Origin of the sequence: Streptomyces prunicolor NBRC 13075 (assembly GCF_000367365.1) — a bacterium.
GTDB classification, from domain to species: Bacteria; Actinomycetota; Actinomycetes; order Streptomycetales; family Streptomycetaceae; genus Streptomyces; species Streptomyces prunicolor.
Genome location: NZ_BARF01000042.1, coordinates 86564 through 110446, shown reverse-complemented (window position 1 = coordinate 110446; position 23883 = coordinate 86564). Strand labels below are relative to the sequence as shown.

Below are 23883 nucleotides of genomic sequence, written 5' to 3'. Positions count from 1 at the left end.
CGGAACCCTAACGCCCCGCACTGACAACGCCGAAGGGACGGCAGGCCGTTGCGGCTGCCGCCCCTTCACGCGTGCGTGCGTTACGCGGCCAGCTTGGCGAGGGCCGCGTCGATCCTGGCGAGGGTCTTCTCCTTGCCGAGGATCTCCAGGGACTCGAAGAGCGGCAGGCCGATCGTGCGGCCGGTGACGGCGACGCGGACCGGGGCCTGCGCCTTGCCGAGCTTGAGGCCGTGGGTCTCACCGGCGGCCAGGACGGCCTCCTTGAGGGACTCGGGCGAGGTCCAGTCCGCGGACTCCAACTTCTCGCGGGCCGTACGGAGCAGGGCATCGGAGCCCTCCTTCATGGCCTTCGCCCAGGACGCCTCGTCCTCGACCGGCTCGGCCAGGAACAGGAAGTCGACGTTGTCCGTGATCTCCGACAGCACCTTCAGACGGGTCTGCGCGTGCGGCGCGACCGCCTGCCACTTGGCCTCGTCGAAGTCCTCCGGCGCCCAGGGGGCGAACGGGGCCTGCAGCCAGGGGGCGCAGCGCTCGGTGAAGTCCTTCACGTCGAGCAGGCGGATGTGGTCGGCGTTGATCGCCTCGCACTTCTTCAGGTCGAAGCGCGCCGGGTTCGGGTTCACGTCGGAGATCTCGAAGGCCGCGACCATCTCGTCCATGGAGAAGACGTCCCGGTCCGCCGCGAGCGACCAGCCCAGCAGGGAGAGGTAGTTGAGCAGTCCCTCGGGCAGGAAACCGCGCTCCCTGTAGAGGTTGAGCGAGGACTCCGGGTCGCGCTTGGAGAGCTTCTTGTTGCCCTCGCCCATCACGTACGGCAGGTGCCCGAAGGAGGGGATCTGCTTGGCGATGCCCAGGTCGATCAGCGCCTTGTAGAGGGCGATCTGGCGCGGGGTGGAGGAGAGCAGGTCCTCCCCGCGAAGGACATGGGTGATCTCCATCAGGGCGTCGTCGACCGGGTTGACGAGCGTGTACAGGGGGGCGCCGTTGGCCCGGACGATGCCGTAGTCCGGCACGTTCTCCGGGGTGAACGTCAGCTCGCCGCGGACCAGGTCCGTGAAGGTGATCGTCTCGTCGGGCATCCGGAAACGGACGATCGGCGTGCGGCCCTCGGCCTTGTAGGCGTCGATCTGCTCGGCGCTCAGGTCGCGGCAGTGGCCGTCGTAGCCGGACGGCTTGCCTGCGGCGCGGGCGGCGGCGCGGCGGGCGTCCAGCTCCTCGGTGGAGCAGTAGCAGTGGTAGGCGCGGCCGGCGGCCTGGAGCTGCTGCGCGACGTCCTTGTAGAGGTCCATCCGCTGCGACTGGCGGTACGGCGCGTGCGGGCCGCCGACCTCGGGGCCCTCGTCCCAGTCGAAGCCCAACCAGCGCATGGCGTCGAGGAGTTGGCCGTAGGACTCCTCGGAGTCGCGGGCCGCGTCGGTGTCCTCGATGCGGAAGACCAGCGTGCCCTGGTGGTGCCGGGCGAACGCCCAGTTGAACAGGGCGGTGCGGACCAGGCCCACGTGGGGGTTGCCGGTCGGCGAGGGGCAGAAACGGACACGGACTGCTGGGGCAGATGCGCTAGCCACGCTTGACAACCTTGTTGGTGAGAGTGCCGATGCCTTCGATGGAGACGGCGACCTCGTCGCCGACGGTGAGCGGTCCGACGCCTGCCGGGGTGCCCGTGAGGATCACGTCGCCGGGGAGCAGCGTCATGGCCTCGGTGATGTTGACGATCAGATCCTCGATCGAGTGGATCATCTCGCTGGTGCGGCCGAGTTGTCGCTGCTGTCCGTTGACCGTGAGCTGGATGGTGAGGTCGCTCGGGTCGAGGTCCGTCTCCACCCAGGGGCCGAGCGGGCAGGAGGTGTCGAAGCCCTTGGCCCGGGCCCACTGCTTCTCGCGCTTCTGGACGTCCCGCGCGGTGATGTCGTTGGCGCAGGTGTAGCCGAGGATGACGTCCTTGACGCGCTCGCGCGGGACCTCGCGGCACATCCGGCCGATGACGACGGCCAGTTCGGCCTCGTGGTGGAGGTCCTCGGTGAAGGAGGGGTACTGGATGTCGTCGCCGGAGCCGATCACAGAGGTGGACGGCTTGAAGAAGGCGAAGGGGACGTCCGGCACCTCGTTGCCCAGTTCCCGGGCGTGCTCGGCGTAGTTGCGGCCGTAGGCGACGACCTTGTTCGGGAGGACCGGCGGCAGCAGCCTGACCTTGCTGAGCGGGACCTTCGTACCGGAGAGTTCGAAGTCCGCGAACGGGATGCCCTTGATGATGTCGAGGACGAGCTCGTCCGGCTTGTCGCCCTCGACCGCGCCGAAGGCGACGTTCCCGTCGATGGAGAATCTGGCGATGCGCACGGGATCCTGGCGCCCCTCACTGAGCTGGCTGGAGTCTGACGCTCCAGGCTAACGCGGTGCGGGTGCCATGCTCGCGCGATTACTCCGCGGCGGCGGTGACCGGGATCTCCATGAGGATGGTGCGGCGCGGGTTGGCGGTCTGGGCCGGCAGGTCGAGCGAGTGTTCCTGCAGCTCCGGCGTCTGCAGCGGCTCGGCGTCCGTGAGGTGCGCCAGCGTCGTGCGTCGCGGGTTGGCAATGTTGCGGAACATCATCGTGGTCTTCACTGTTGTACTCGACCCTCGTCGTCCGTGGGTGGATGGTTGGCAGTATGTGCCCTCATGTAAAGCGTCAGGCTAAACATCCAATTCCCGACCGAAGACGCGAAGAGGCCTTGATCGGTGTGTGAGTTTGCTCACGGCCGCATGGGCAAAGCGTCCAATTCGGACCCTCAACTCACCTCAACGAAACGGACATTGACCCCCTGAAGCTGTCATTCCGCTCCTGATCATGGCGACTTGGGCACATGGCATGCCCTTAGGGGTCGTAGGGATATGCCCCCTTTGGAGTGAATAGCTTTCTACGTCTCGTGACGCACCCCTCACGCGGTGTCACACAGGTCACAGCCTGGCCTACGGGCCTTGTTGGAGATCCGGCACTGTGCTGGAATTCCACGGACCGCCGCAGAATCAGCCCGGCGCTCAGAGGGCGCAACGCAGCGCCAGGGGCGGCGGAAGGGGGAGCAGCGCCGGTCACTCACGACCACACACTGGGGTGCGCGTTCAGGGCGCTCCCTAAGACGCCGACACCGTCCTTCCGTTCACGCGGAGGGGCGCCTGGTCCAGAGGTTGCGACGCTAGTGCAGGGACGTTTCAAGAGGGATGGCAGTGCTTCGGCGGAGCCGGAGCCGCATGGCGGGGCTGGCCCCAAGACCGGCAGCTCCTCGCCCCAGCACGCCCAGAACCCGGGCCCGGCGCCGTCAGGCGACGGTGGAGGCCCCGGCCGCCCCGGTGTGTCCGCAGCCCCGACCCCCGCGCCCCCGGTGAAGCCGCCGTCCGGCGCGCCAGGACCCGGCTCGCGCGTCGCTCTGCGTAACTGGCGCATCTCCACGCGTCTGGTGTCGCTGCTCGCGCTCCCGGTGGTCGCGGCCACCTCGCTGGGCGCGCTGCGCATCAGCGACTCCATGACCGACATCCAGCAGCTCGACAACATGAAGCTGCTGACGGACATGACCAAGCAGGCCACCGCGCTCGCCACCGCGCTGCAGGACGAGCGCGACCTGTCGGCCGGCCCCCTCTCGCACGGCGGCAAGGCCACCGACTACGAGGTCAAGGGCTACGAGGAGAAGACCGACCGCGCCCGCGACAACTTCATCAACGCCTCGGAAGAGGTGGACAGCGCCAGCAAGAGCGGCAACCTCCAGGGCGTCCGGGAGAGCCTGGTCGGCCTCGCCACCGAGCTGGACAACCTCGACAGGATCCGCAAGGCGGCCTACCAGTCGCCGAACAACTCGACGCAGACAGTCGACGCCTACCACCGCCTGATCACCCAGCTGCTGGACCTCTCGCAGGACATGGCGGAGGCCACCAGCAACCCGGAGATGATCCAGCGCACGCGCGCCCTGGCGGCCTTCTCCTCCGCCAAGGAGTTCTCGTCCGTGCAGCGCGCCGTGATCGCGGCGGCCCTGCCCGCGAGCAACACGGTCGCGGGCAGCCTCTCCGCCAACGACCGGCTGTATGCCGACTCCGCTCTGGAGAGCGAGAAGTCGGAACTGAGCATCTTCCGCAACATCTACGGCGACCAGGGCGCCGAAGAGCTCATCACGCCGATCGAGGACAGCAACCCGATCATCGAGTCGGCCGACACCTACGCCCAGCGTGTCCTCGACAACCAGAACGGCCTGGCCTCGCTGGACAAGCGGTCCTACAAGGACTGGGTGGACGACAGCTCGACCAAGATCGAGCAGATGAAGAAGATCGAGCACACGCTGCTCGAGGACATGGAGCAGAAGGCCCGCGAGCTGCGCTCCGCCTCCGAGCGCGAGGCGATCATCTCCGGTGCGCTGATCCTGCTCGTGCTCGGTGTCTCCCTCGTCGGCGCCTTCGTCATCGCCCGGTCCATGATCCGCTCGCTGCGCCGCCTGCAGGAGACCGCCAACAAGGTCGCCCAGGACCGGCTGCCCGAGCTGGTCAAGCAGCTCTCCGAGTCCGACCCGCAGGACGTCGACACGTCCGTGGAGTCGGTCGGTGTGCACTCCCGGGACGAGATCGGCCAGGTGGCCGCGGCCTTCGACGACGTGCACCGCGAGGCCGTCCGCCTCGCCGCCGAGCAGGCCCTCCTGCGGGGCAACGTCAACGCGATGTTCACCAACCTCTCGCGCCGCTCCCAGGGCCTCATCCAGCGTCAGCTCTCGCTCATCTCCGAGCTGGAGTCCCGCGAGGCCGACCCGGACCAGCTGTCCTCGCTCTTCAAGCTCGACCACCTCGCGACCCGCATGCGCCGTAACGGTGAGAACCTCCTGGTCCTCGCCGGTGAAGAGCCCGGCCGCCGCTGGACCCGTCCGGTCCCGCTGGTCGACGTGCTCCGCGCCGCCGCCTCCGAGGTGGAGCAGTACGAGCGCATCGAGCTCTCCTCCGTGCCGACCACCGAAGTGGCCGGCCGCGTGGTCAACGACCTCGTGCACCTCCTCGCCGAGCTGCTGGAGAACGCGACCTCCTTCTCCTCGCCGCAGACCAAGGTCAAGGTCACCGGTCACGCGCTGCCCGACGGCCGCGTCCTGATCGAGATCCACGACACCGGTATCGGCCTCTCCCCCGAGGACCTCGCGGCGATCAACGAGCGGCTCGCCTCGCCGCCCACCGTGGACGTCTCGGTCTCCCGCCGCATGGGTCTGTTCGTGGTCGGCCGGCTGTCCCAGCGTCACGGCATCCGCATCCAGCTGCGTCCCTCCGACTCCGGTGGTACGACCGCGCTGGTCATGCTCCCCGTCGACGTCGCCCAGGGCGGCAAGAAGCCCGCTCCGGGCAAGCCCGGTCAGGCCGCCGTCGGCGCCGCGGCGGCAGCTGCCGCGGCCGGTGCCGGTGCGGCCCGCCGGGGCAACGGCCAGGGTGGCTCCGCGCTCGGCGCGGGTGCGCCCGCCGGTGGCAACGGTGGACTTCTCGGTGCCGGGGCCGCTCCGCGCGGCCAGGTCGGTTCCGGTCAGGGCCCGCGGGCCGCGCTGCCCGGTGCGGGCGGTGGACGTCCGGCTGGGCCGGGCGGACCCGGTGGTCCGGGCGGTGCGCGTGGACCTCAGGGTCCCTCGGCGCCGCAGGGCCGTCCGGCCGGCGCGGGTGCCAGTGCCGGTTCAGGTGCCGGTCTCTTCGGCCAGGCGCCGGGCACCCCGCAGAGTCTGCAGGCCGCCGGCACGGGTACGCCGCAGGGCTTCGGTGACGGTCGCCAGGACGCCTTCGGCGGGATGCCGCCGCAGAGCAACAACCCGGTGCCGCCGCAGCGCACGAGCAACGACGAGCCCGAGCCGCCCCGCGGTGGTGGCCGGCGGCGCGGGCGTCAGCCACAGCTCCCGCCGCGCGGTGGTGCGCGGGCCGAGCTGCCCGGCGGCAACAGCAACCAGCGCCCCAGCTGGAGCGACGAGAACGCGCAGCCCCCGCTGGGCCGCGGCAACCTCGACGCCCCGCGTGGTCACGACGAGCGGGACGCCGAGCAGACCTCCCGGATGCCGCGCATCGACGACCGCCAGGGCCCTGCGGCCACGACGGAGATGCCGGCGATACCGCGCTTCGACGCCCAGGACAGCGGACAGTTCCCGCGTCCCGGTGCCAACGGAGCGCAGAACACGGGCCAGTTCCCCCGTCCCGGCACCAACGGGTCGCAGAACCCCGGGCAGTTCCCCCGGCAGGGCGCCAACGGGTCCCAGGACAGCGGGCAGTTCCCGCGCCCGGGCACGAGCGGGCCGCAGGACACGGGCCAGTTCCCCCGTCCCGGTGTGAACGGAGCGCAGGACAGCGGGCAGTTCCCGCGGCCGGACTCCGACGCCCCGCGTCCCGGCGCCAACTCCCCGCAGAACGGCGGCCAGTTCGTCCGCTCGGACGTCTTCGGCTCACCGAACAACCAGGCCAACAACCCGTCGAACCCGGCCAACACGGGACAGTTCGCCGTCCCGCAGGCGTACGACCCCAGCTCCACGGGTCAGTTCGCCACCCCCGGCTTTGACAACGGCTCCACTGGTCAGCACAATCTGCCGAACCGTCAGAACCCCGCGAACACCGGGCAGTTCGAGCGGCCGCAGGTCAACGGGAACCGCAACGGCGCCGACCTCGGCGCCCAGCGGCCTCCCGCCCCGCAGCGTCCCACCCGCCAGGAGCCCGAGGCGTTGCCGCCTGCCACGGGTCCCGGTGACGGCAGGACGCCGCTGTACGACACGCTGGAGACCAACTGGTTCCACGGCCAGCAGGCGGAACAGCAGCAGAGCACCGGCTCCTTGAGCAACGGCTCCGCTCCCGCCCCGCAGTCGTCGGCACCGTCGGTACCGGCGACACCCCCCCAACGTCCCACGGGCGGTACCTGGCGCAGCTCGCCGAACGACGATCTCGTTCGGCAGGCAGAGCGTGTGAGGCAACCGGCCGCGGGCGGCGTCACCACCTCCGGCCTGCCGCGCCGGGTGCCCAGGGCGAACCTCGTCCCGGGCACGGCTCAGCAGCAACAGCACCAAACCGGTCCGCAGGTCTCCCGTGCGCCTGACGACGTACGTGGCCGGCTGACCAATCTCCGTCGGGGCATCGCACAGGGTCGACAGGCCGGTACGGGTACCGGCCAGACCGGCAGCTTCCCCAGCCCCACTCACCAGCAGGAGCGTTAGTTGAGCCAGATGAGCCAGGCGGCACAGAACCTCAACTGGTTGATAACCAACTTTGTGGACAACACCCCCGGGGTGTCCCACACCGTCGTCGTGTCTGCCGACGGACTCCTTCTGGCCATGTCGGAAGGGTTCCCGCGCGACCGCGCCGACCAACTCGCGGCCGTGGCCTCCGGGCTCACCTCGCTGACGGCCGGGGCATCCCGGATCTTCGAGGGCGGCGACGTGGCACAGACGGTCGTGGAGATGGAGCGGGGATTCCTCTTCCTCATGTCCGTCTCGGACGGCTCGTCCCTGGCAGTGCTCGCGCACCCCGAGTGCGACATCGGTCTCGTCGGCTACGAGATGGCACTGCTCGTCGACCGTGCGGGGGCGGTTCTCACGCCGGACCTGCGCGCCGAACTCCAGGGCAGTCTGCTTCACTGACCGGCCCCGGCACCACCCGTCTCACCAAATCACCGTCCGGCCGCCACAATCCCCCCACCGGCCCTGTCAGACGGCTAGCCCGACCGACTTGCTGTCCCGCCCGGAGGATTCATGACCCCGCCCACCGCCTCTCACGACCCGTACGCCGAGCCGTACGGGGACGAGGGCGACCAGCCGCTGGTCCGTCCGTATGCGATGACCGGCGGCCGGACCAGGCCGCGCTACCAGCTCGCCATCGAGGCGCTGATCAGCACGACGGCCGACCCGGCAGCGCTGATGGGACTGCTCCCTGAGCACCAGCGCATCTGCCACCTGTGCCGCGAGGTCAAGTCGGTCGCGGAGGTGTCGGCACTCCTCGCCATGCCCCTCGGTGTGGCCAGGATCCTCGTCGCGGACCTCGCCGAGGCCGGACTGGTGGCCATCCACCAGCCGGGCGGCGACGAGAACAACGGCGGCGCACCGGACGTGACGCTGCTCGAAAGGGTGCTCAGTGGACTTCGCAAGCTCTGACGGAGGGCGGGCGACCACCTCCGCGAAGATCGTGGTGGCGGGTGGCTTCGGCGTCGGCAAGACCACGTTCGTGGGTGCCGTCTCGGAGATCAACCCGCTGCGCACGGAGGCCGTCATGACGTCCGCGTCCGCGGGCATCGACGACCTCACCCACACCGGGGACAAGACCACTACCACGGTGGCCATGGACTTCGGACGCATCACCCTGGACCAGGACCTGATCCTGTACCTCTTCGGTACGCCGGGTCAGGACCGTTTCTGGTTCATGTGGGACGACCTGGTACGCGGCGCGATCGGCGCCGTCGTGCTGGTGGACACCCGCCGGCTGGCCGACTGCTTCCCCGCGGTCGACTACTTCGAGAACAGCGGGCTGCCCTTCGTCATCGCCCTCAACGGGTTCGACGGCCACCAGCCGTACAACCCCGAAGAGGTCCGCGAGGCGCTGCAGATCGGTCCGGACGCGCCGATCATCACGACGGACGCCCGGCACCGCTCGGACGCGAAGAGTGCGCTGATCACGCTGGTCGAGCACGCGCTCATGGCCCGGCTCCGGTAGCTCCCGGCGGGCCCCTGCATGCAGTTCTCAAGTCGGCAGTGCCATACGGCAGTTGTCGTAGACACCCCGGAGCCGGCTGTGGCCTTTGACACGGTCGGCCCCGGTGTTCATAACGTTTCGGCAGAGGAATCCGGTGGTACCGCAACGCGTCGCGTTCATCCGGTGCCGCTGCGCTAACAAAGCCCCGTCTTTTGACGGGGCTCGCTCTTTATGACCGTTTTATCTGGGGCTTACATCACTCGGAATCCGCGGTTCCGACTGTTTGGAATCGCGGATGCTGACGTGCTGGAATGCGTGAACTGCCCAATAGTCAACGACGTACTGATAAGCAGAGGTCGTTGACGGGCTTGAGACACTGCGGCACGACGATAGGTGCCGACCGCCGGAAGGTTGTTGGTCGAGTGAGGCGAAGCAAGAACGGTCCCGAGCCGTCGGCCCGGGGCAACTTCACCCCGCCGCCGCGCGGAGCGGCGCCCGCCCCTGTGCCAGGCTCGGAGCCCACGGCGCCACCCGCTCCCAGCGGCAGCCGTTTCTCCCCCCGCAACTGGCGGGTGCCGACCAGGCTGAACGCGATCCTGCTCATACCCGTGGGCGTCGGCCTCATCATGGGCGGCTTCCAGGTCAAGAGCTCGATCGACACCTGGCAGAACGCCGAGGACGCGGAGAAGACCGCCCGCGTGGTGCAGGCCGCGCTGACCTACAGCAACGCGATCACCAACGAGCGTGACGTGACCGCCGCTCCGTTGCTGGAGGGCAAGGGCGCGAAGGACGCGACGGTCGTGGCCGCCCGCAAGGCCACGGACGACGCCGCCGACGTCTTCGACAAGGCCGCGCAGAACATGCCGGACCAGCCGGGCCTTGAGCGCCGGCTCAGCCGCTTCCGCAAGGTGGAGCCGCAGCTGCAGTCGATCCGGACCGCCGCCTACACCTCGAAGATGAAGGGCGTGCAGACCGAGGAGAGCTACGTCAACCTGGAGCACCCGCTCCTCGAGTTCTCGAACGAGCTCGGCCTCGGCACCGGCAACATCACCAGCTACGGCCGCTCGGTCTACGCCATCGCGCTGGCCAAGGGCGCGCTCTCCCTGGAGCGCTCCATCGGCACCCACCTGCTGATCAGCCCCGGCCCCGACCAGACCAGCCTGGCGACCCAGCGCACCGCCATCACCTCGTACGCCTACCTGGAGGGCATCGCCATCCAGGAGTACCAGGCCGGCGGTACCGACGCGGACATCGCGAAGCTGAACACGGCGCTGGCGAAGGTGCAGACCGACGGCGCGGCCATGGTCAAGCAGGCCGCCGCGCAGGCGAAGGCCCAGGACAAGACGTACGTGCCGCCGCCGAGCGACCCGGTCAAGATCGTCACGGCCATGTCGCAGCTGCAGACCACCGACACCTCGGCGCGCACCGCCCTCGCCGCACAGGGCATCACCGCCCAGAACTGGTGGGCGGGCACCACCCTCAAGTACGAGGCGTACCGCAAGATCGAGGAGGACAAGGCCAACATCGCGGTGAGCGAGGCCTCCGACATCGCGGACAACGCCAAGCGCGACGCCATCATCACCGGTGCCGCCGTCGTCGTCGCCCTGCTCCTCGCCTTCATCCTGGCCGGCGCGGTCGCCCGCCAGATGAGCCGCGCGATGCGCCAGCTGCGCAACGCCGCCTTCGGCATCGCCGAGCAGCGCCTCCCGATGCTGGTCGACCAGCTCTCGCGCACCGACCCCGGCCGCGTCGACACCCGCGTCCAGCCGATCCCCATCACCACCACGGACGAGATCGGCGAAGTCGCCAGAGCCTTCGACCAGGTCCACCGCGAGGCCGTACGACTCGCCGCCGAGCAGGCCCTCCTGCGAGGCAACATCAACGCGATCTTCACCAACCTCTCGCGCCGTAACCAGTCGCTGATCGAGGGCCAACTGACCCTGATCACCGACCTGGAGAACAACGAGGCCGACCCGGACCAGCTGGAGAACCTCTTCCGCCTGGATCACCTCGCGACCCGTATGCGCCGCAACGGCGAGAACCTCCTGGTCCTCGCCGGCGAGGAGCCCGGCCGCCGCTGGGACCAGCCGGTCCCGCTGGTCGACGTGCTGCGCGCCGCCTCCTCCGAGGTGGAGCAGTACGAGCGCATCGAGCTGTCGGGTGTCCCGGAGGCCGAGATCCACGGCCGCGCCGTGACCGACCTCGTGCACCTGCTCGCCGAGCTGCTGGAGAACGCGACGACGTTCTCCTCCCCGCAGACCAAGGTTCGCGTGACGGCCACCCGGCTCCCCGACGGCCGGGTCATGATCGAGATCCACGACAAGGGCATCGGCCTCACCGCCGAGGACTTCGCGGACATCAACCACAAGCTGGCCAACCCGCCGACCGTGGACGTCGCGATCTCCCAGCGCATGGGCCTGTTCGTGGTCGGCCGCCTCTCCGACCGGCACGGCATCCGCGTCCAGCTCCGCCCCTCCGGCGAGCAGGCCGGTACGACCTCGCTGGTCATGCTGCCGGACGCGATCACGCACGGTGGCGGTGGCGAATCGCAGCTCCAGCGCGACGAGTTCACCGTCTCGCAGATCATGCCGGAGCAGCCGCAGCCGCAGTACCAGGGCGAGAACTTCAGCCAGACCCCGCTGCGCACGGCCGCCGAGCTCGGTTTCGACGACACCCGCTATCCCGAGGTGCCGGACGACATCCGTGAGCTGGACCCGGTGGGCCGCTCGCTGATGCGCGAGGAGCGCCGCGCGGCCCTGGAGACCCAGAAGCCCGGCCAGGAGCTGGAGGCCGGCGACTACCCGGAGTTCGACGACCAGCAGCAGCCGTACGGCAACGGGCAGCAGGGCTACCAGGAGCAGCCGACCGGCTTCACCGGCCAGCCGGCGTACGAGGAGCAGCAGCAGACGTCGTACGACGAGCCGCGCCAACCCTCGTACGACGAGCAGTACTTCGCGCCGAACGGCACGGCGGGGCAGAACGACACCTTCGCCGACTCCTTCCCGTCGAACGGCGGCTACCCGGAGCCCGGGTACGCGGAGCCGGTGCAGGAGGAGCACGCGTCCGCGCACTCCGCGGCACCGGAGACGTTCTCGGGATTCGAAGAGCCGTCCTACCGGGACGACTGGCCGCAGCAGGACGGTTACCGCAACGGGTACCCCGACCAGTACGCTCCGGAAGCGGAGTCCACGCAGGCCGCTGACGTGAGTGAGCGGGACCACGTAGGCTTCGAGCGTCCGGGACCGGCGCCCTCCGCCGTGCACGCGCTGACCGACGCGGGACTTCCGCGCCGCGGTTCGGGCGCGAACGGCAGCAACGGCTCGCAGCCCGCGCAGCCGGGGTCCTCGGCACCGGGGAGCAGCAAGGTCGACATCTTCGGTACCGCGAGTGCCAACGGCAGCACGGGCACCACGGACTGGCAGTCGGCGAACGACGAGCGCTGGCAGCAGGCCTCGGCGCTGAAGAAGCCCAAGGCGGGCGGGGTCACCTCCTCCGGCCTGCCGCGGCGGGTACCCAAGGCCAACCTGGTCGAGGGCACCGCCGAGAGCACCCCCCAGGGCGGCCCCCAGGTCTCTCGCGCTCCGGAGGACATCCGGAGCAGACTGGGCAACCTGCGTCGCGGGGTCCAGCGGGGACGCAGCGAAGGAAGCGAAACGAACGGTCGGGGCTTCGGTACCGACAGCACCTACAACCAGGAGCGTTAGTGTGAGTCCGATGAGCCAGGCGGCGCAGAACCTGAACTGGTTGATCACCAACTTCGTGGACAACACCCCCGGTGTGTCCCACACGGTGGTGGTCTCCGCCGACGGACTCCTTCTGGCGATGTCCGACGGCTTCCCGCGCGACCGTGCCGACCAGTTGGCGGCCGTCGCGTCGGGCCTGACCTCGCTGACCGCAGGTGCCTCCCGCATCTTCGAGGGCGGCGCCGTGAACCAGACGGTTGTGGAGATGGAGCGGGGATTCCTCTTCCTCATGTCCGTATCCGATGGTTCCTCGCTCGCGGTTCTCGCGCACCCCGAGGCGGACATCGGCCTCATTGGGTACGAGATGGCCCTTCTCGTGGACCGGGCCGGCACGGTCCTGACCCCGGACCTTCGAGCAGAGCTCCAGGGGAGCCTTCTCAACTAACAGATGGACGGTGCGTTTTGGCGTCCTGAGGCCATAAGGTTTCGGGACGCGGCTCCACATTGATGGGTGCCCGGCACAGTCGGAGGAGGAGAAAGTGGCAACACCCCCAGGCGGTTCGTCTTCGGGCAACTGGTCGTACGGCCCCGGCCAGGGGCAGGGCGACGGTTCCCAGAACCGGTACAACTTCCCCTCCTCGCCGTCCCCGCGCCGCCAGCAGCCGTACCCGCAGGGCCCCGGCCCTTCGCCGTACGACCAGCCGCCGGCGCCGCGTATCCAGCCCGTGCAGCCCCATCGGCGCTCTCCCGAGTCGGCGCCGGCGGGGTCGACGAGCAATCCCCTGGTGCGCCCGTACGCCATGACCGGCGGCCGGACGCGCCCCCGCTACCAGCTCGCCATCGAGGCGCTGGTGCACACCACCGCACAACCGCACCAGATGCAGGGCCAGTTGCCCGAGCATCAGCGGATCTGCAACCTCTGCCGGGAGATCAAGTCGGTGGCCGAGATCTCGGCCCTCCTGACGATCCCTCTCGGTGTGGCCAGGATTCTTGTCGCCGACTTGGCGGAGGCGGGCCTGGTCGCCATTCATCAACCCGGCGGCGACGAGAACGCCGGCGGCCAGCCAGATGTGACACTGCTCGAAAGGGTGCTCAGTGGACTTCGCAAGCTCTAGCGGAGGGCCTTCCCGCTCCACCACCTCGGCGAAGATCGTGGTGGCGGGTGGCTTCGGCGTGGGCAAGACCACGTTCGTCGGGGCCGTCTCGGAGATCAACCCGCTGCGTACCGAGGCTGTGATGACGTCCGCGTCCGCGGGCATCGACGACCTCACCCACACCGGAGACAAGACGACCACGACGGTCGCGATGGACTTCGGCCGTATCACCCTGGACCAGGACCTGATCCTGTACCTCTTCGGTACACCCGGTCAGGACCGCTTCTGGTTCATGTGGGACGACCTGGTACGCGGCGCGATCGGCGCGATCGTGCTCGTGGACACCCGCCGTCTCGCCGACTGCTTCCCCGCGGTCGACTACTTCGAGAACTCGGGTCTCCCCTTCGTCGTCGCCCTCAACGGCTTCGACGGCTCGCAGCCGTACAACCCGGACGAGGTCCGCGAGGCACTGCAGATCGGCCCGGACACTCCGATCATCACGACGGACGCACGGCACCGCGCGGACGCCAAGTCGGCGCTGATCACGCTGGTCGAGCACGCGCTCATGGCCCGCCTCCGGTAGCACGGGGCATTACCACGCCAAGGGGCCAACTCCGGCTGGAGTAGGCCCCTTTGTCGTACCCCCCTGCCACAATGAACGCTCTTCGGTTCGGCAAGGGGGGCGCGATGAGCGCGGAGGCGGCTGCACTACGTCTGGGGACGACCGTGGTGAAGGCGGCGGCGCAGACATGGCTGGGTGGCAAGCGGCAGGAGCAGGAGCGCCGGCTGCCCATGGACGACCTCGTACGGCGGCGGCTGCCGGGCCTGCGCCAACAGCGCAGCGTCCAGCGCCAGTTCGAGGAGATGGCCGACACGGTGGCCGCGCGGCTGGAGCCGTTCCTGGCCCAGGAGTTCCGCGGCCTGGACGAGAGCGGCCGGGAGGCAGCGCTCAACGGGGTGTGCGACACGTTCGCACGCGCCGACCTGTCGGACGAGGCGGTCCTGGCGGCGGACGCGCAACCGGCCGAACTGATCCGCCGCATCACGGCATCGGTGAGCCCACCGGTCGGCCTGAGCGAACCGGAGACGCGCCTCTACGAGCTCCTCTTCAGCGAGTGCTGCGAGTACTGCGAGTACTACGTCAGCATCGTGCGGACCCTCCCGGTCTTCGAGGAGCGGACTCTGGCCGAACTCCTGGCCCGCACCAGCTCGTTGAGCGACCGGGTCGCCCGAGTCCTCGAACGCCTCCCCGACCGCTCGCTGTTCGCCCCCGACGGCACAGACCAGGACCAGGAATTCCGCCGCTGGTACATGGAGTTGGTCAGCAACAGCCTCGACGAGGTGGAACTGTTCCGCCGCACGTCCGACCGCGCCGCCGCGCAGGTACGGCTGTCGGTGGCCTACGTCAGCCTGCGCGCCACGGGTGACGACGGAACCCGGCGCCGCACGGCCCGGGCACTGCCGCTCAGGCCGGATCTGAGCGGCTGGGAGGAGTCCGGGACGGAGAGTTCCGGGATGCGGGTGGAGTCGGCGCTCGGCGGCGCCTCCAGGGTGCTCCTGCGCGGCGAGGCGGGCTCCGGCAAGACCACGCTTCTGCGCTGGCTGGCGATCACGGCGGCACGGGGCGCCTTCACCGCCGAACTCGCCGACTGGAACGGCCTCACGCCCGTCTTCGTCAAGCTCCGCGAGTACAGCGGCCGTTCGTTGTCCAAGAAGCCCGAGGAGTTGCTGGACGGCGTCGCCGGGAACATCACCGGCATCATGCCCAGGGGCTGGGTGGAACGCCAACTCCGGGACAACAAGGTCCTGTTGCTGGTCGACGGAGTCGACGAACTCCTCGGCTCGGAGCGCCGGTTGGTGCGTGACTGGCTGCGCAGGCTGCTCGGGGCGTACGGCGGCATACGTGTGGTGGTGACGTCGCGTCCGACCGCCGCCGGGGCGGACTGGCTGCGCCGGGAGGACTTCACCGCGCTGCACTTGGACCGGATGACACCACCGGACCTGCCCGCGTTCGTACGGCAGTGGCACGAGGCCGTCCGGGAACTGGGCGACGAACTCCCCTGCGCTGTCGACGAGTTGCCACGCTACGAACAGTCTCTGCTGAACAGCCTCAAGGACCGCGCGCATCTCCAGTCCCTGGCGGGCACGCCGTTGCTCGCCGCGATGCTGTGCGCCATGCACCTGAACCGAGGCAGCCAACTCCCCCGGGACCGCATGGAGTTGTACCGCAACGCGCTCCACACCCTGGTCCACGACCGCGACGCCGACCGGAACGTACCGAGCGCGCTGAACAGCAAGCTCAGTCTCGGCGACAAGCTGGTCGTGCTGCGAGATCTCGCTTGGCGCCTGTCGGACAACAACCGCAGCGAGATCGCCCTGGACCAGGCCGCCGTCCACGTCGCGTCCAAGCTCTCGGCGATGCGGCATCTGGAGATACAGGACAGCAAGGGGGTCCTAGAACAGCTACGGGATCGCTCCGGCATCCTCCGCTCCCCCGTCGAGGGCCGCCTCGACTTCGTCCACCGGACCTTCCAGGAGTACCTGGCCGCCGAGGAGGCGACGGAGGAGGACCGGATCGGCAACCTGGTCGGGCGGGCGCATCTCGACTTGTGGCGCGAGACGATCATCATGGCCGCGGGGCATGCCAACTCCGGTCAGCGACGGGAGTTGTTGGACGGGATCCTGGATCGGGCGGAGGCGGAGCCCCGGTATGCGCGGGTGCTGCGGTTGCTCGCGGCTTCTTGTCAGGAGACGTTGCCGTCGGTCCCGGAGAAGCTGGCGGGGCGGTTGGACGGGGCGATGTCGGCGCTGCTTCCGGCTCGTCGTCGTACGGATGCGCCGGCACTGGCGGCTGTGGGGACGAGCTTGCTGCGGCGGTTGCCGCGTTCATTGGGCGAGTTGACTGAGAGGTCCGCGGTACACACCGTGCGGACCGTGGCGATGGTCGGTGGTGAGGAGGCTCTGGCGTTGATGGTGAGGTATGCCGAGGACCGGCGCGCCCCCGTCGTCGACGCAATCATCGAGGCTTGGGCGTACTTCGACGCGGACGCCTACGGCGAGCAGGTACTTGCCGGGCTGCCGTTGGAGCGACACCAAGTGCGACTCACGCACTCTCAGCAGTGGCGCGCGGCGACTCAGTTGAGGTCCATCAGGGCACTGTCGATTCACTACCCGTTCTCGAGGCTCGCCACCGTGGACCAGCTCCCGCCCATGGAAGATCTGGCTGTCTACAGCTTCCGTGGCCCCGGGGACCTCTCAGTGCTGACGGCTCACCCACAGCTACAAATGTTCTCGATCCTGGGGCGAGGGAAGTTGCACGGGCTCGGATCCGTGGAGAACTTGAGGAACCTCACTTTCCTGGGTCTCGGCCGCGAGGCTATGGCTGGCCTGGGCAGCCTGCGTCTTGGGCCGACCATGTCCTGGCTGAACCTCTTTGGGCTGAGCGGTACCAGCGAACTATCCGCTTTGAGTAACTTCCCCGACGTCAGAACCCTTCTTCTGTCGACCGCGAGTACATGTACGCCGCGTGGCCTGAGCAGCATCTCCGCCATGCCCGGGCTCGAATACCTCAGCTTCAACGACATCCACTTGCCGGAGTGGCTGACAGCACGTGAACCCCTTCCGGCCGAACTGCGAACGCTCACGTTGGAGGACTGCGTCGTGCCTGGGGACTCCCGCGCCTACCGCGACCTCAGTTCCCTCGACTCGCTGCTCATCAGGTCCTGCCGCTCCCCCGACGGCACCCCCATCACCACCCTCGACCTCCCGGTCAAGAACCTCACCATCACCTGACCCGCAAACACCAACGACCCCACCCTCCCGAAGAAGAGTGGGGCCGCCGTGAACGCGCTGAAAGCTCAGTGCCAGCTGTGCGGAGCGCGGAATCCACCCTCGCGCTCCAGCCGACGCCAGCCGGCCTTGGGCAGCGGACGGTGAGCCGGGGCTTCCGCGGGCGTGGCCGCCGCGCGGGCCAGCAGGATCGCCGTGATCGCGGCGACTTCCTCGGGCTCGGCGTGGCCCTTCTCGACGCGAATGTCAGGGGTGCTCATAGGTTCAGTCTCCGTGGCTGAGGTTTCCGCACGGGTAGCGCGGAGGGTCCGCTGGGTTACTGCGGGGGGTTGCCGTGCTTGCGCGAGGGCAGGTCCGCGTGCTTGGTGTGCAGCATCGCGAGGGAGCTGATGAGTACTTCGCGGGTCTCGGCCGGGTCGATGACGTCGTCGACGAGTCCGCGCTCAGCCGCGTAATACGGGTGCATCAGCTCGGACTTGTACTCCTTGACCATGCGCGTCCGCATCGCCTCGGGGTCCTCGGCGTCGGCGATCTGGCGGCGGAAGATGACGTTGGCGGCACCTTCGGCGCCCATCACGGCGATCTCGTTGGTGGGCCAGGCGTAGGTGAGGTCGGCGCCGATGGACTGGCTGTCCATGACGATGTAGGCACCTCCGTACGCCTTGCGCAGGATGAGCGAAATCCTCGGCACGGTGGCGTTGCAGTACGCGTAGAGCAGCTTCGCTCCGTGCCGGATGATTCCGCCGTGCTCCTGGTCCACGCCGGGAAGGAACCCCGGAACGTCCAGGAACGTAACGATCGGAATGTTAAAAGCGTCACACATCTGGACAAAGCGCGCAGCTTTTTCGCTGGCCTCGATGTCCAGGACACCCGCGAGGGTCTGCGGCTGGTTGGCGACGATGCCGACGACCCGGCCGTCGAGGCGGGCCAGCGCGCAGATGATGTTGCGGGCCCAGCGCTCGTGGACCTCCAGGTAGTCGCCGTCGTCGACGATCTCCTCGATGACCTTGGTCATGTCGTACGGCCGGTTGCCGTCGGCCGGGACCAGGTCCAGCAGGATGTCCGAGCGGCGGTCGGCCTGGTCGCTCGACTCCGCGCGGGGCGGGTTCTCGCGGTTGTTCTGCGGGAGCATCGACAGGAGGTAGCGCACCTCGGCGAGGCAGGTCTCTTCGTCGTCGTAGGCGAAGTGGCAGACGCCGCTCGTCTCGGCGTGCACGTCCGCGCCGCCCAGGCCGTTCTGGGTGATCTCCTCGCCCGTCACCGCCTTGACCACGTCCGGGCCCGTGATGAACATCTGCGAGGTCTCGCGGACCATGAACACGAAGTCCGTCAGGGCGGGGCTGTAGGCCGCGCCGCCCGCGCACGGGCCGAGCATCACGCTGATCTGCGGGATGACACCGGACGCCTTGGTGTTGCGCTGGAAGATGCCGCCGTACCCGGCGAGCGCGGAGACACCCTCCTGGATACGCGCACCCGCACCGTCGTTCAACGACACCAGCGGCGCACCGGCCGCGATGGCCATGTCCATGATCTTGTGGATCTTCGTGGCGTGGGCCTCGCCCAGCGCGCCGCCGAAGATCCGGAAGTCGTGCGCGTAGACGAAGACCGTGCGGCCCTCGACCGTGCCCCAGCCGGTGATGACACCGTCCGTGTACGGCTTCTTCGCCTCCAGGCCGAAGCCCACGGCGCGGTGCCGGCGCAACTGCTCGACCTCACGGAAGGACCCGGGGTCAAGGAGCAGGTCGATGCGCTCCCGGCCGGTCAGCTTCCCCTTGGCGTGCTGCGCCTCGGTCGCCTTCTCGCTCGGGCCGGCCAGTGCCCGCGCACGGATCTCGTGCAGCTCGGCCACTCGCCCGCGCGCGTCCGTCGGCTCACCCGGCGCCTCATCCAAAACGGTCATGTACTGACCCTACGAAGGACACCAAGGAAAGGGCGCCGTTGACTCTGCACAGTCTCCGGCCCGTTTTCCTGGTACCCCTGAACAGAACCTCGGCGCCATGCAGCCGTTCCGACTGCTCAAGGGGCTTGCCCGTTGTAGGAGTCACACAAAGGCGTCAGCTGAGAGCCACCTCACATTCATGTGCGGCGGATGCCATCCCCGGAGTGATTCACGAGCGATTCCCGAGTGGCTCGCGAGCCGGCTCCCCGCGTTGCCGGGGCAGCCGGGAGGGCGTACTCGTAGTAGTTGGAGCAACGCGCTGCGGATGATGTTGAAAATTGAATGGAATAGGTCTACGGTCCTTCGTGTTGGCATCGTTGAACGTTCAACAGATTCATCCCTGCACCGCTTTGCACCATCCCGCACAACCCCCCGCACCACTCCCGTCCCCTTTAGGAGCACGTCATCATGGGCATCTTCGGCCGCAAGAGCGACGAGACCGACGCCACCTCGACCCCCGGCGCCGTCAACCCCGACCTGGCCGCGCTGACCGGCGACTACACCATCGACCCGTCGCACACCACGCTCGGCTTCACCGCCCGCCACGCGATGGTCACCAACGTCAAGGGCAAGTTCCTCGACTTCACCGGCACGCTGCACCTGGACGGCAGTGACCCGGCCAAGTCCACCGCGTCCCTCGACGTCAAGATGGACAGCATCGACACCGGCTCCCCGGACCGCGACGGCCACCTCAAGAGCTCGGACTTCTTCAAGACGGACGAGTTCCCGACGATGACCTTCCGCTCCACCTCGGCCGAAGCCCTCGGCGGCGACGACTACCGCATCACCGGTGACCTGGAGATCCTCGGCACCACCAAGCCGATCACCATCGACCTGGAGTTCAACGGCGCGGCGAAGGACCCGTTCGGCAACGAGCGCGTCGGCTTCGAGGGCAAGTCCGAGATCCTGCGCTCCGAGTTCGGCCTCACCTGGAACGCGGCGCTGGAGACCGGTGGCGTCCTCGTCTCCGAGAAGATCAAGCTGAACTTCGACATCTCGGCGATCAAGAGCGCCTGAGCCCGAGGTTCAAGGTCGAGGTTCAAGAACGCCTGAGGCCGAGCCAGACCGCGAGATCCTCGATCTCGGCCTCCACGGCATCGGCGATGCTCCTGCTGAACTCCACGTCCTGATGGACGGCGTTCACCAGGAGCACGCCGGCCTTGCGGTCCGCGACGGCGTCGAGCTTCCCGACGAGCTGATCGCCGTAGAGGATCGGCAGGGCGAAGTAACCCCAGCGGCGCTTCTCGGCCGGTTTGTACATCTCCAACTGGTAGTCGTAGCCGAAGAGTTCGGTGGTGCGCTTCCGGTCGTGAATCAGCCGGTCGAAGGGCGACAGCAGTGCGGCCCGCCCGCTGAACGGCCGTTCCAGGTACGCCGGATCGACCCGCCACTCCCCCTTCACCCCTTCTACGACGGCCGGTTCGCCGGCCTCGCCGACGACGGCGGGCTCGACCGGGAGGGCGGTGCCGGTGGCGCGGGCGATACCGAGCGCGCGCAGTCGCCGTTCGTCGCGGAGTCTGCGCGCGTCGTCGAGTGGTACGGCGGGTTCGTCCGGGTAGACGCGTGCGGCCAGGTCCCACAGCCGCTCCCGTCCCGCCCGGCCCGCGATCGCGACCTCCCCTCGCAACACCATCAGCTCCAGGAGCTGACTGACGTTGCGGTTGTGCGTCCAGCCGGACGACTGCCACGGCACCGCGCAGGTATCGGGCAACTCCCTTGAGGTGAGCGGCCCTTGGCTGTCGAGCCGGTCGAGGATGTCGCGACGGCAGGCGTCGTTGGCGGCGACCCACTCGCGGTAGTGCTTCGATTCCTTCTCCCATACGGCCATGTCGGCGCGGTACAGCACCAGGTCCTCGCTCGGGCGGATCATCGCGCGGAGTTCGAGGAGGGTGCGGTTCGCGAGCGCGGCGGTGAGGTCTTCCCGCGCGTACGACGAACCCAGGCGACTCCAGGCGACCAGGTCGGCGTTGGGGGCGATCGCGGCCGTGGGGTCGATCTGGAGGAGCGTCAACTGGCGTACTACCGCGTGGAGTTCGGTGGGGCGGTCGGCGTCGAGAAGTTGGGCCTGGACGGCGATGCGGCGGGCTTCGGGGCGGGTCAGTTCATGCACCGTTCGTACTCCTTTCGTACTCCTTGCGCAGGCAGGCCGGGATCAGGCGTAGGTGGGTGTCGGGCAGGGGTCTGCCCTTGGCCGCGGCCCACGCGGAGATCTCCTCGAAGTCGGGGGCCGGTGAACCCATGATCGCGTACACCGGGAGGGGGTCCTCGGCGAGTGCGGAACGGGGCAGGGAGAGGCCAAAGCGTTCCTCGAAGACGGCCAGGCCGAGGCGCTTGCGGTCGCAGTAGTCGCCATAGTCGTCGATGCGGGGATGGCGGTAGGTCTGTCCGTCCCGGCGCAGGATGCCCGCGGCGACGAGGTCGGGCAGGAGCAGATCGGGTTCGTGTCCGTAGCGGTTGCTCTCCTCGCAGAGCCCGAATCCGCAGACGGTGCGGCCGTCGCGGGCGTACAGGACGATCGTGGGCGGGTGCTCCGAGTTGTAGTGGTAATGGACGGCTTCGACACCGTCCCGCGATACCTCCGCCAGCCGCTCGATGTACGGGCCGTATGTGATGGCGAACGCCCAGCCGGCGTCCTCACCGACGCGGATCACGGCGCTGCCCGGCCCGCGGTCGGGGTAGGCGTCGATGTCGAGATCGGCCAGCTCGGCGTCGGTCATCGGTTCCGGCCTCGGCCCGAGGGTTGCGCCCAGGCGGAGCGCCAGTTCGTCGACGCCGATCCCTCGGGCGAAGTGGACGTCCAGCACCCACCCGGAGCTCGACGTAGCGCCCACCAGCCACTGAATGCCGTCCCCCACGTGCCGCCCCTTTCAGCAACGAACAGACGCCCTGCCTGTGTCTGTTGACCCTAGGACGCCCCACTGACATCTCGGTCGTCCGTCGGCCTGTCCTGGTATCACTCCCGGGCGGGCGACGTCTCAGTCACCCCGGTACAGACGCTCCAGGTCCACCAGTACGACCTCTCCCCGGTCTCCCGCGGCGCGCAGTTCGTCGGTGAATCCGGCCCCGCTGTAGCAGGCGGGTCGGACGGCCGACGTGTCGACTCCACGTCCAGCAAGCAACGCGGCAGCATGACGCAACCGCTCCAGGTGTCCCACGCCCATGACCTGATCCCACTTGGCCTCGCCAAGGGAGAGCAGTACGCCGTTGTCCTGGCCCACCGCGCCTCGTACGACCACGTCGATCTCGTGGGCGGTGCGCTCCGCCTGGTCCGGAACGGTCCCGTACGAGACGTCGATCGGCATGCCGCCGAAGGTCTCGGGAGCGGCGAAGTGGGCAGCCCACTCGCGGCAGAGCTGCTCGAAGTGCGGTCCTACGACACCGGAAAGGAACCGGGACCGGGAACTCGCCCAGACCTGTTCCGCCAACCCCCTGTCCAGCAAGGGGAGTTTGGGCCGGGAGATGGCGTGGTCGAAGGCGATCAGCGGTTCGCCGACGCGGTAGACGCTCCGGTTCCGGCGGAAGGAGTCCGTCTCCTTGCGGACAAGTCCGCAGTCCTGAAGGACCGTGAGGGGGTGGGTGATGTCGCTGGTCGGCCTCTCCAGGCATCCGGCGATCCGGCCCGCCGTGGCGTTGCCGGAGGCGAGGGCAGCGAGCACGGAGTGGTATAGGGCCCGGTCCCGGAGGTCGGATTCGTCGGCCAGGAGGTAGCGGGCCTCGCGGTAGAGCGGGGAGCGGGGCGAGAGAGCGGTACGGCAGACCCAGGCGTCGAAGTCGTCCAGGCCGGCCGGGACGTCGTCACGTACGAACTCCCTTCGGTAGGCGGGAGTTCCGCCCACGACGCTGTGCACGAGGAGTGCGAGCCGGGGGTCTTCTTCGATGCCCCAGAACGCCGCCGCCTGCCGGAAGTCCAGTGGCTGTACGACGAGTTCGAGACCGGCGCGGCCCCGCAGGGGCGACGTACCGCTGAGCAGCTTGCCCATGAAGGACAGCGAACTGCCGCACAGGAGAAGGCGGGTGCGGGACTCCAGCCGTTCGGGGCGGCGGGGGCCGTAGGCGACCTGCACGATGGAGGGAAGGGAGGGCGTGGCCCTGGCGAGGTACGGGAACTCGTCGATGACCACAGGGACAGGTCTGCCCTTGCCCAGAGCGAGCAGTGCGTCGACGGCCTGCTCCCAGCGGTCGAAGCGCATCGGGGCGATGCTGCCGGTGTACTGGCCGAGTTCCTCACCAAAGCGGCGCAGCGACTCCGCCTCCGTCGCCTCGTACGCACAGAAGTAGAACCCCCCGGCGGCCCGGGCGAGGGAGTCGAGCAGGAAGGACTTTCCTTGCCGGCGCCGCCCCGACACCACGGCCATGGTGGCTTCCGGCCCCTCGTCGGCGGCGAAGGCGGTGAGTTCGCTCCATTCCCAGTCTCGGGCGAACATGTCTGGGGGTTTGGGGAGGTTGAGAAGAGGGCGGGAGTAGGGGCCGGGCATGAGCGCCTCCAGGCGGCATCTTAGGGAAGTACGTTTCCCGGAAATACGCTTCCCTTAACGAGGGACTGGGATCTCGGTCACGGCGGCTGCAACGCCGACGGCTCCGACCTTTCTGCGGGCACTATGGATGGGTGCAGCAGTGGGTGGTGCTGCGTGGGGACGAGCGGTGGGCGGGGCCAGTGGGCGACGGGGATCACATCGACTTGCGGGGCAGTACGTTCTACGGTCCCGTCACCGGCAAGGCGGAGACCCCGCGGGCGGCCCCCTC

The 23883-nt window shown here is 68.8% G+C and carries 18 protein-coding genes; 10 read left to right on the top strand and 8 right to left on the bottom strand.

The annotated features are described in order from the left end of the window. Positions 1-80: 80 nt before the first annotated feature. The 3 genes from gltX to SPR02S_RS19345 all read right to left on the bottom strand — a co-directional run bounded on the left by gltX (position 81) and on the right by SPR02S_RS19345 (position 2599). Positions 81-1565 (bottom strand): glutamate--tRNA ligase, encoded by a 1485-nt coding sequence (gene gltX, locus SPR02S_RS19355; RefSeq protein WP_078622940.1) that lies wholly within the window; start codon positions 1563-1565, stop codon positions 81-83. Beyond that, the gene (locus SPR02S_RS19350) at positions 1558-2334 is read right to left on the bottom strand and encodes a fumarylacetoacetate hydrolase family protein (RefSeq protein WP_019058646.1); all 777 of its coding nucleotides are present in this window, start codon (positions 2332-2334) and stop codon (positions 1558-1560) included. The genes gltX and SPR02S_RS19350 overlap by 8 nt, the downstream gene beginning before the upstream one ends. 79 nt (positions 2335-2413) lie before the next feature. Next, the gene (locus SPR02S_RS19345; protein ID WP_019058645.1) at positions 2414-2599 is read right to left on the bottom strand and encodes a hypothetical protein; all 186 of its coding nucleotides are present in this window, start codon (positions 2597-2599) and stop codon (positions 2414-2416) included. 572 nt (positions 2600-3171) lie between these two features. Between SPR02S_RS19345 and SPR02S_RS19340 the strand changes: the two genes are divergently transcribed. The 9 genes from SPR02S_RS19340 (at position 3172) to SPR02S_RS19300 (ending at position 17204) form a co-directional block, all read left to right on the top strand. Then, complete coding sequence (locus SPR02S_RS19340) at positions 3172-7167, top strand: sensor histidine kinase (protein ID WP_026150697.1); 3996 nt, start codon at positions 3172-3174, stop codon at positions 7165-7167. Positions 7168-7176: 9 nt separating this feature from the next. Beyond that, positions 7177-7590 (top strand): roadblock/LC7 domain-containing protein, encoded by a 414-nt coding sequence (locus SPR02S_RS19335; RefSeq protein WP_005479910.1) that lies wholly within the window; start codon positions 7177-7179, stop codon positions 7588-7590. A 111-nt stretch (positions 7591-7701) separates the two neighbouring features. Continuing rightward, on the top strand, positions 7702-8100 hold the full coding sequence (locus tag SPR02S_RS19330) for a DUF742 domain-containing protein (protein ID WP_019058642.1): 399 nt from the start codon (positions 7702-7704) through the stop codon (positions 8098-8100). After that, complete coding sequence (locus SPR02S_RS19325; RefSeq protein WP_006375318.1) at positions 8081-8656, top strand: GTP-binding protein; 576 nt, start codon at positions 8081-8083, stop codon at positions 8654-8656. The genes SPR02S_RS19330 and SPR02S_RS19325 overlap by 20 nt, the downstream gene beginning before the upstream one ends. Before the next feature lie 401 nt (positions 8657-9057). Then, positions 9058-12339 carry a nitrate- and nitrite sensing domain-containing protein gene (locus tag SPR02S_RS19320; RefSeq protein ID WP_026150696.1) on the top strand — a complete coding sequence of 1094 codons (3282 nt, stop codon included), beginning with the start codon at positions 9058-9060 and terminating at the stop codon, positions 12337-12339. 10 nt (positions 12340-12349) lie between these two features. Then, positions 12350-12763, top strand: a complete 414-nt coding sequence (locus SPR02S_RS19315; RefSeq protein ID WP_019058640.1) for a roadblock/LC7 domain-containing protein — start codon at positions 12350-12352, stop codon at positions 12761-12763. A 94-nt stretch (positions 12764-12857) separates the two neighbouring features. Further along, on the top strand, positions 12858-13433 hold the full coding sequence (locus tag SPR02S_RS19310) for a DUF742 domain-containing protein (RefSeq protein WP_026150694.1): 576 nt from the start codon (positions 12858-12860) through the stop codon (positions 13431-13433). Then, entirely contained in the window at positions 13414-13995 is a 582-nt protein-coding gene (locus tag SPR02S_RS19305; protein WP_026150693.1) for a GTP-binding protein, read from the top strand. The genes SPR02S_RS19310 and SPR02S_RS19305 overlap by 20 nt, the downstream gene beginning before the upstream one ends. Positions 13996-14099: 104 nt before the next feature. Beyond that, a complete protein-coding gene (locus tag SPR02S_RS19300; RefSeq protein WP_043258379.1) occupies positions 14100-17204 on the top strand; it encodes an NACHT N-terminal Helical domain 1-containing protein in 3105 nt (1034 codons plus the stop codon). Positions 17205-17269: 65 nt separating this feature from the next. Here SPR02S_RS19300 and SPR02S_RS19295 read toward each other — a convergent pair whose 3' ends face one another. Both SPR02S_RS19295 and SPR02S_RS19290 read right to left on the bottom strand, forming a co-directional pair. Beyond that, entirely contained in the window at positions 17270-17461 is a 192-nt protein-coding gene (locus tag SPR02S_RS19295) for an acyl-CoA carboxylase subunit epsilon (RefSeq protein WP_019058638.1), read from the bottom strand. 56 nt (positions 17462-17517) lie between these two features. After that, a complete protein-coding gene (locus SPR02S_RS19290; protein WP_043258367.1) occupies positions 17518-19101 on the bottom strand; it encodes an acyl-CoA carboxylase subunit beta in 1584 nt (527 codons plus the stop codon). 447 nt (positions 19102-19548) lie between these two features. Here SPR02S_RS19290 and SPR02S_RS19285 point away from each other — a divergent pair, with 447 nt between their 5' ends. Next, entirely contained in the window at positions 19549-20157 is a 609-nt protein-coding gene (locus SPR02S_RS19285; protein WP_019058636.1) for a YceI family protein, read from the top strand. Positions 20158-20179: 22 nt separating this feature from the next. Here the strand turns inward: SPR02S_RS19285 and SPR02S_RS19280 are convergent, their stop codons facing one another. From SPR02S_RS19280 to SPR02S_RS19270, 3 genes are all read right to left on the bottom strand, one after another. Beyond that, positions 20180-21250, bottom strand: a complete 1071-nt coding sequence (locus tag SPR02S_RS19280; RefSeq protein WP_019058635.1) for a DNA glycosylase AlkZ-like family protein — start codon at positions 21248-21250, stop codon at positions 20180-20182. Next, on the bottom strand, positions 21243-21995 hold the full coding sequence (locus SPR02S_RS19275; protein ID WP_026150692.1) for a DUF6461 domain-containing protein: 753 nt from the start codon (positions 21993-21995) through the stop codon (positions 21243-21245). Before SPR02S_RS19275 ends, SPR02S_RS19280 begins: the two co-directional genes overlap by 8 nt. Before the next feature lie 120 nt (positions 21996-22115). Then, on the bottom strand, positions 22116-23564 hold the full coding sequence (locus SPR02S_RS19270) for an AAA family ATPase (protein ID WP_174447551.1): 1449 nt from the start codon (positions 23562-23564) through the stop codon (positions 22116-22118). Positions 23565-23883 lie beyond the last annotated feature (319 nt).

Excerpts from the sequence above, each read along its gene's own strand:
- SPR02S_RS19335 (WP_005479910.1), top strand. The coding sequence starts at position 7,177 with ATGAGCCAGGCGGCACAGAACCTCAACTGGTTGATAACCAACTTTGTG.
- SPR02S_RS19330 (WP_019058642.1), top strand. The coding sequence starts at position 7,702 with ATGACCCCGCCCACCGCCTCTCACGACCCGTACGCCGAGCCGTACGGG.
- SPR02S_RS19315 (WP_019058640.1), top strand. The coding sequence starts at position 12,350 with ATGAGCCAGGCGGCGCAGAACCTGAACTGGTTGATCACCAACTTCGTG.
- SPR02S_RS19300 (WP_043258379.1), top strand. The coding sequence starts at position 14,100 with ATGAGCGCGGAGGCGGCTGCACTACGTCTGGGGACGACCGTGGTGAAG.
- SPR02S_RS19295 (WP_019058638.1), bottom strand. The coding sequence starts at position 17,461 with ATGAGCACCCCTGACATTCGCGTCGAGAAGGGCCACGCCGAGCCCGAG.
- SPR02S_RS19290 (WP_043258367.1), bottom strand. The coding sequence starts at position 19,101 with ATGACCGTTTTGGATGAGGCGCCGGGTGAGCCGACGGACGCGCGCGGG.
- SPR02S_RS19285 (WP_019058636.1), top strand. The coding sequence starts at position 19,549 with ATGGGCATCTTCGGCCGCAAGAGCGACGAGACCGACGCCACCTCGACC.
- SPR02S_RS19270 (WP_174447551.1), bottom strand. The coding sequence starts at position 23,564 with ATGTTCGCCCGAGACTGGGAATGGAGCGAACTCACCGCCTTCGCCGCC.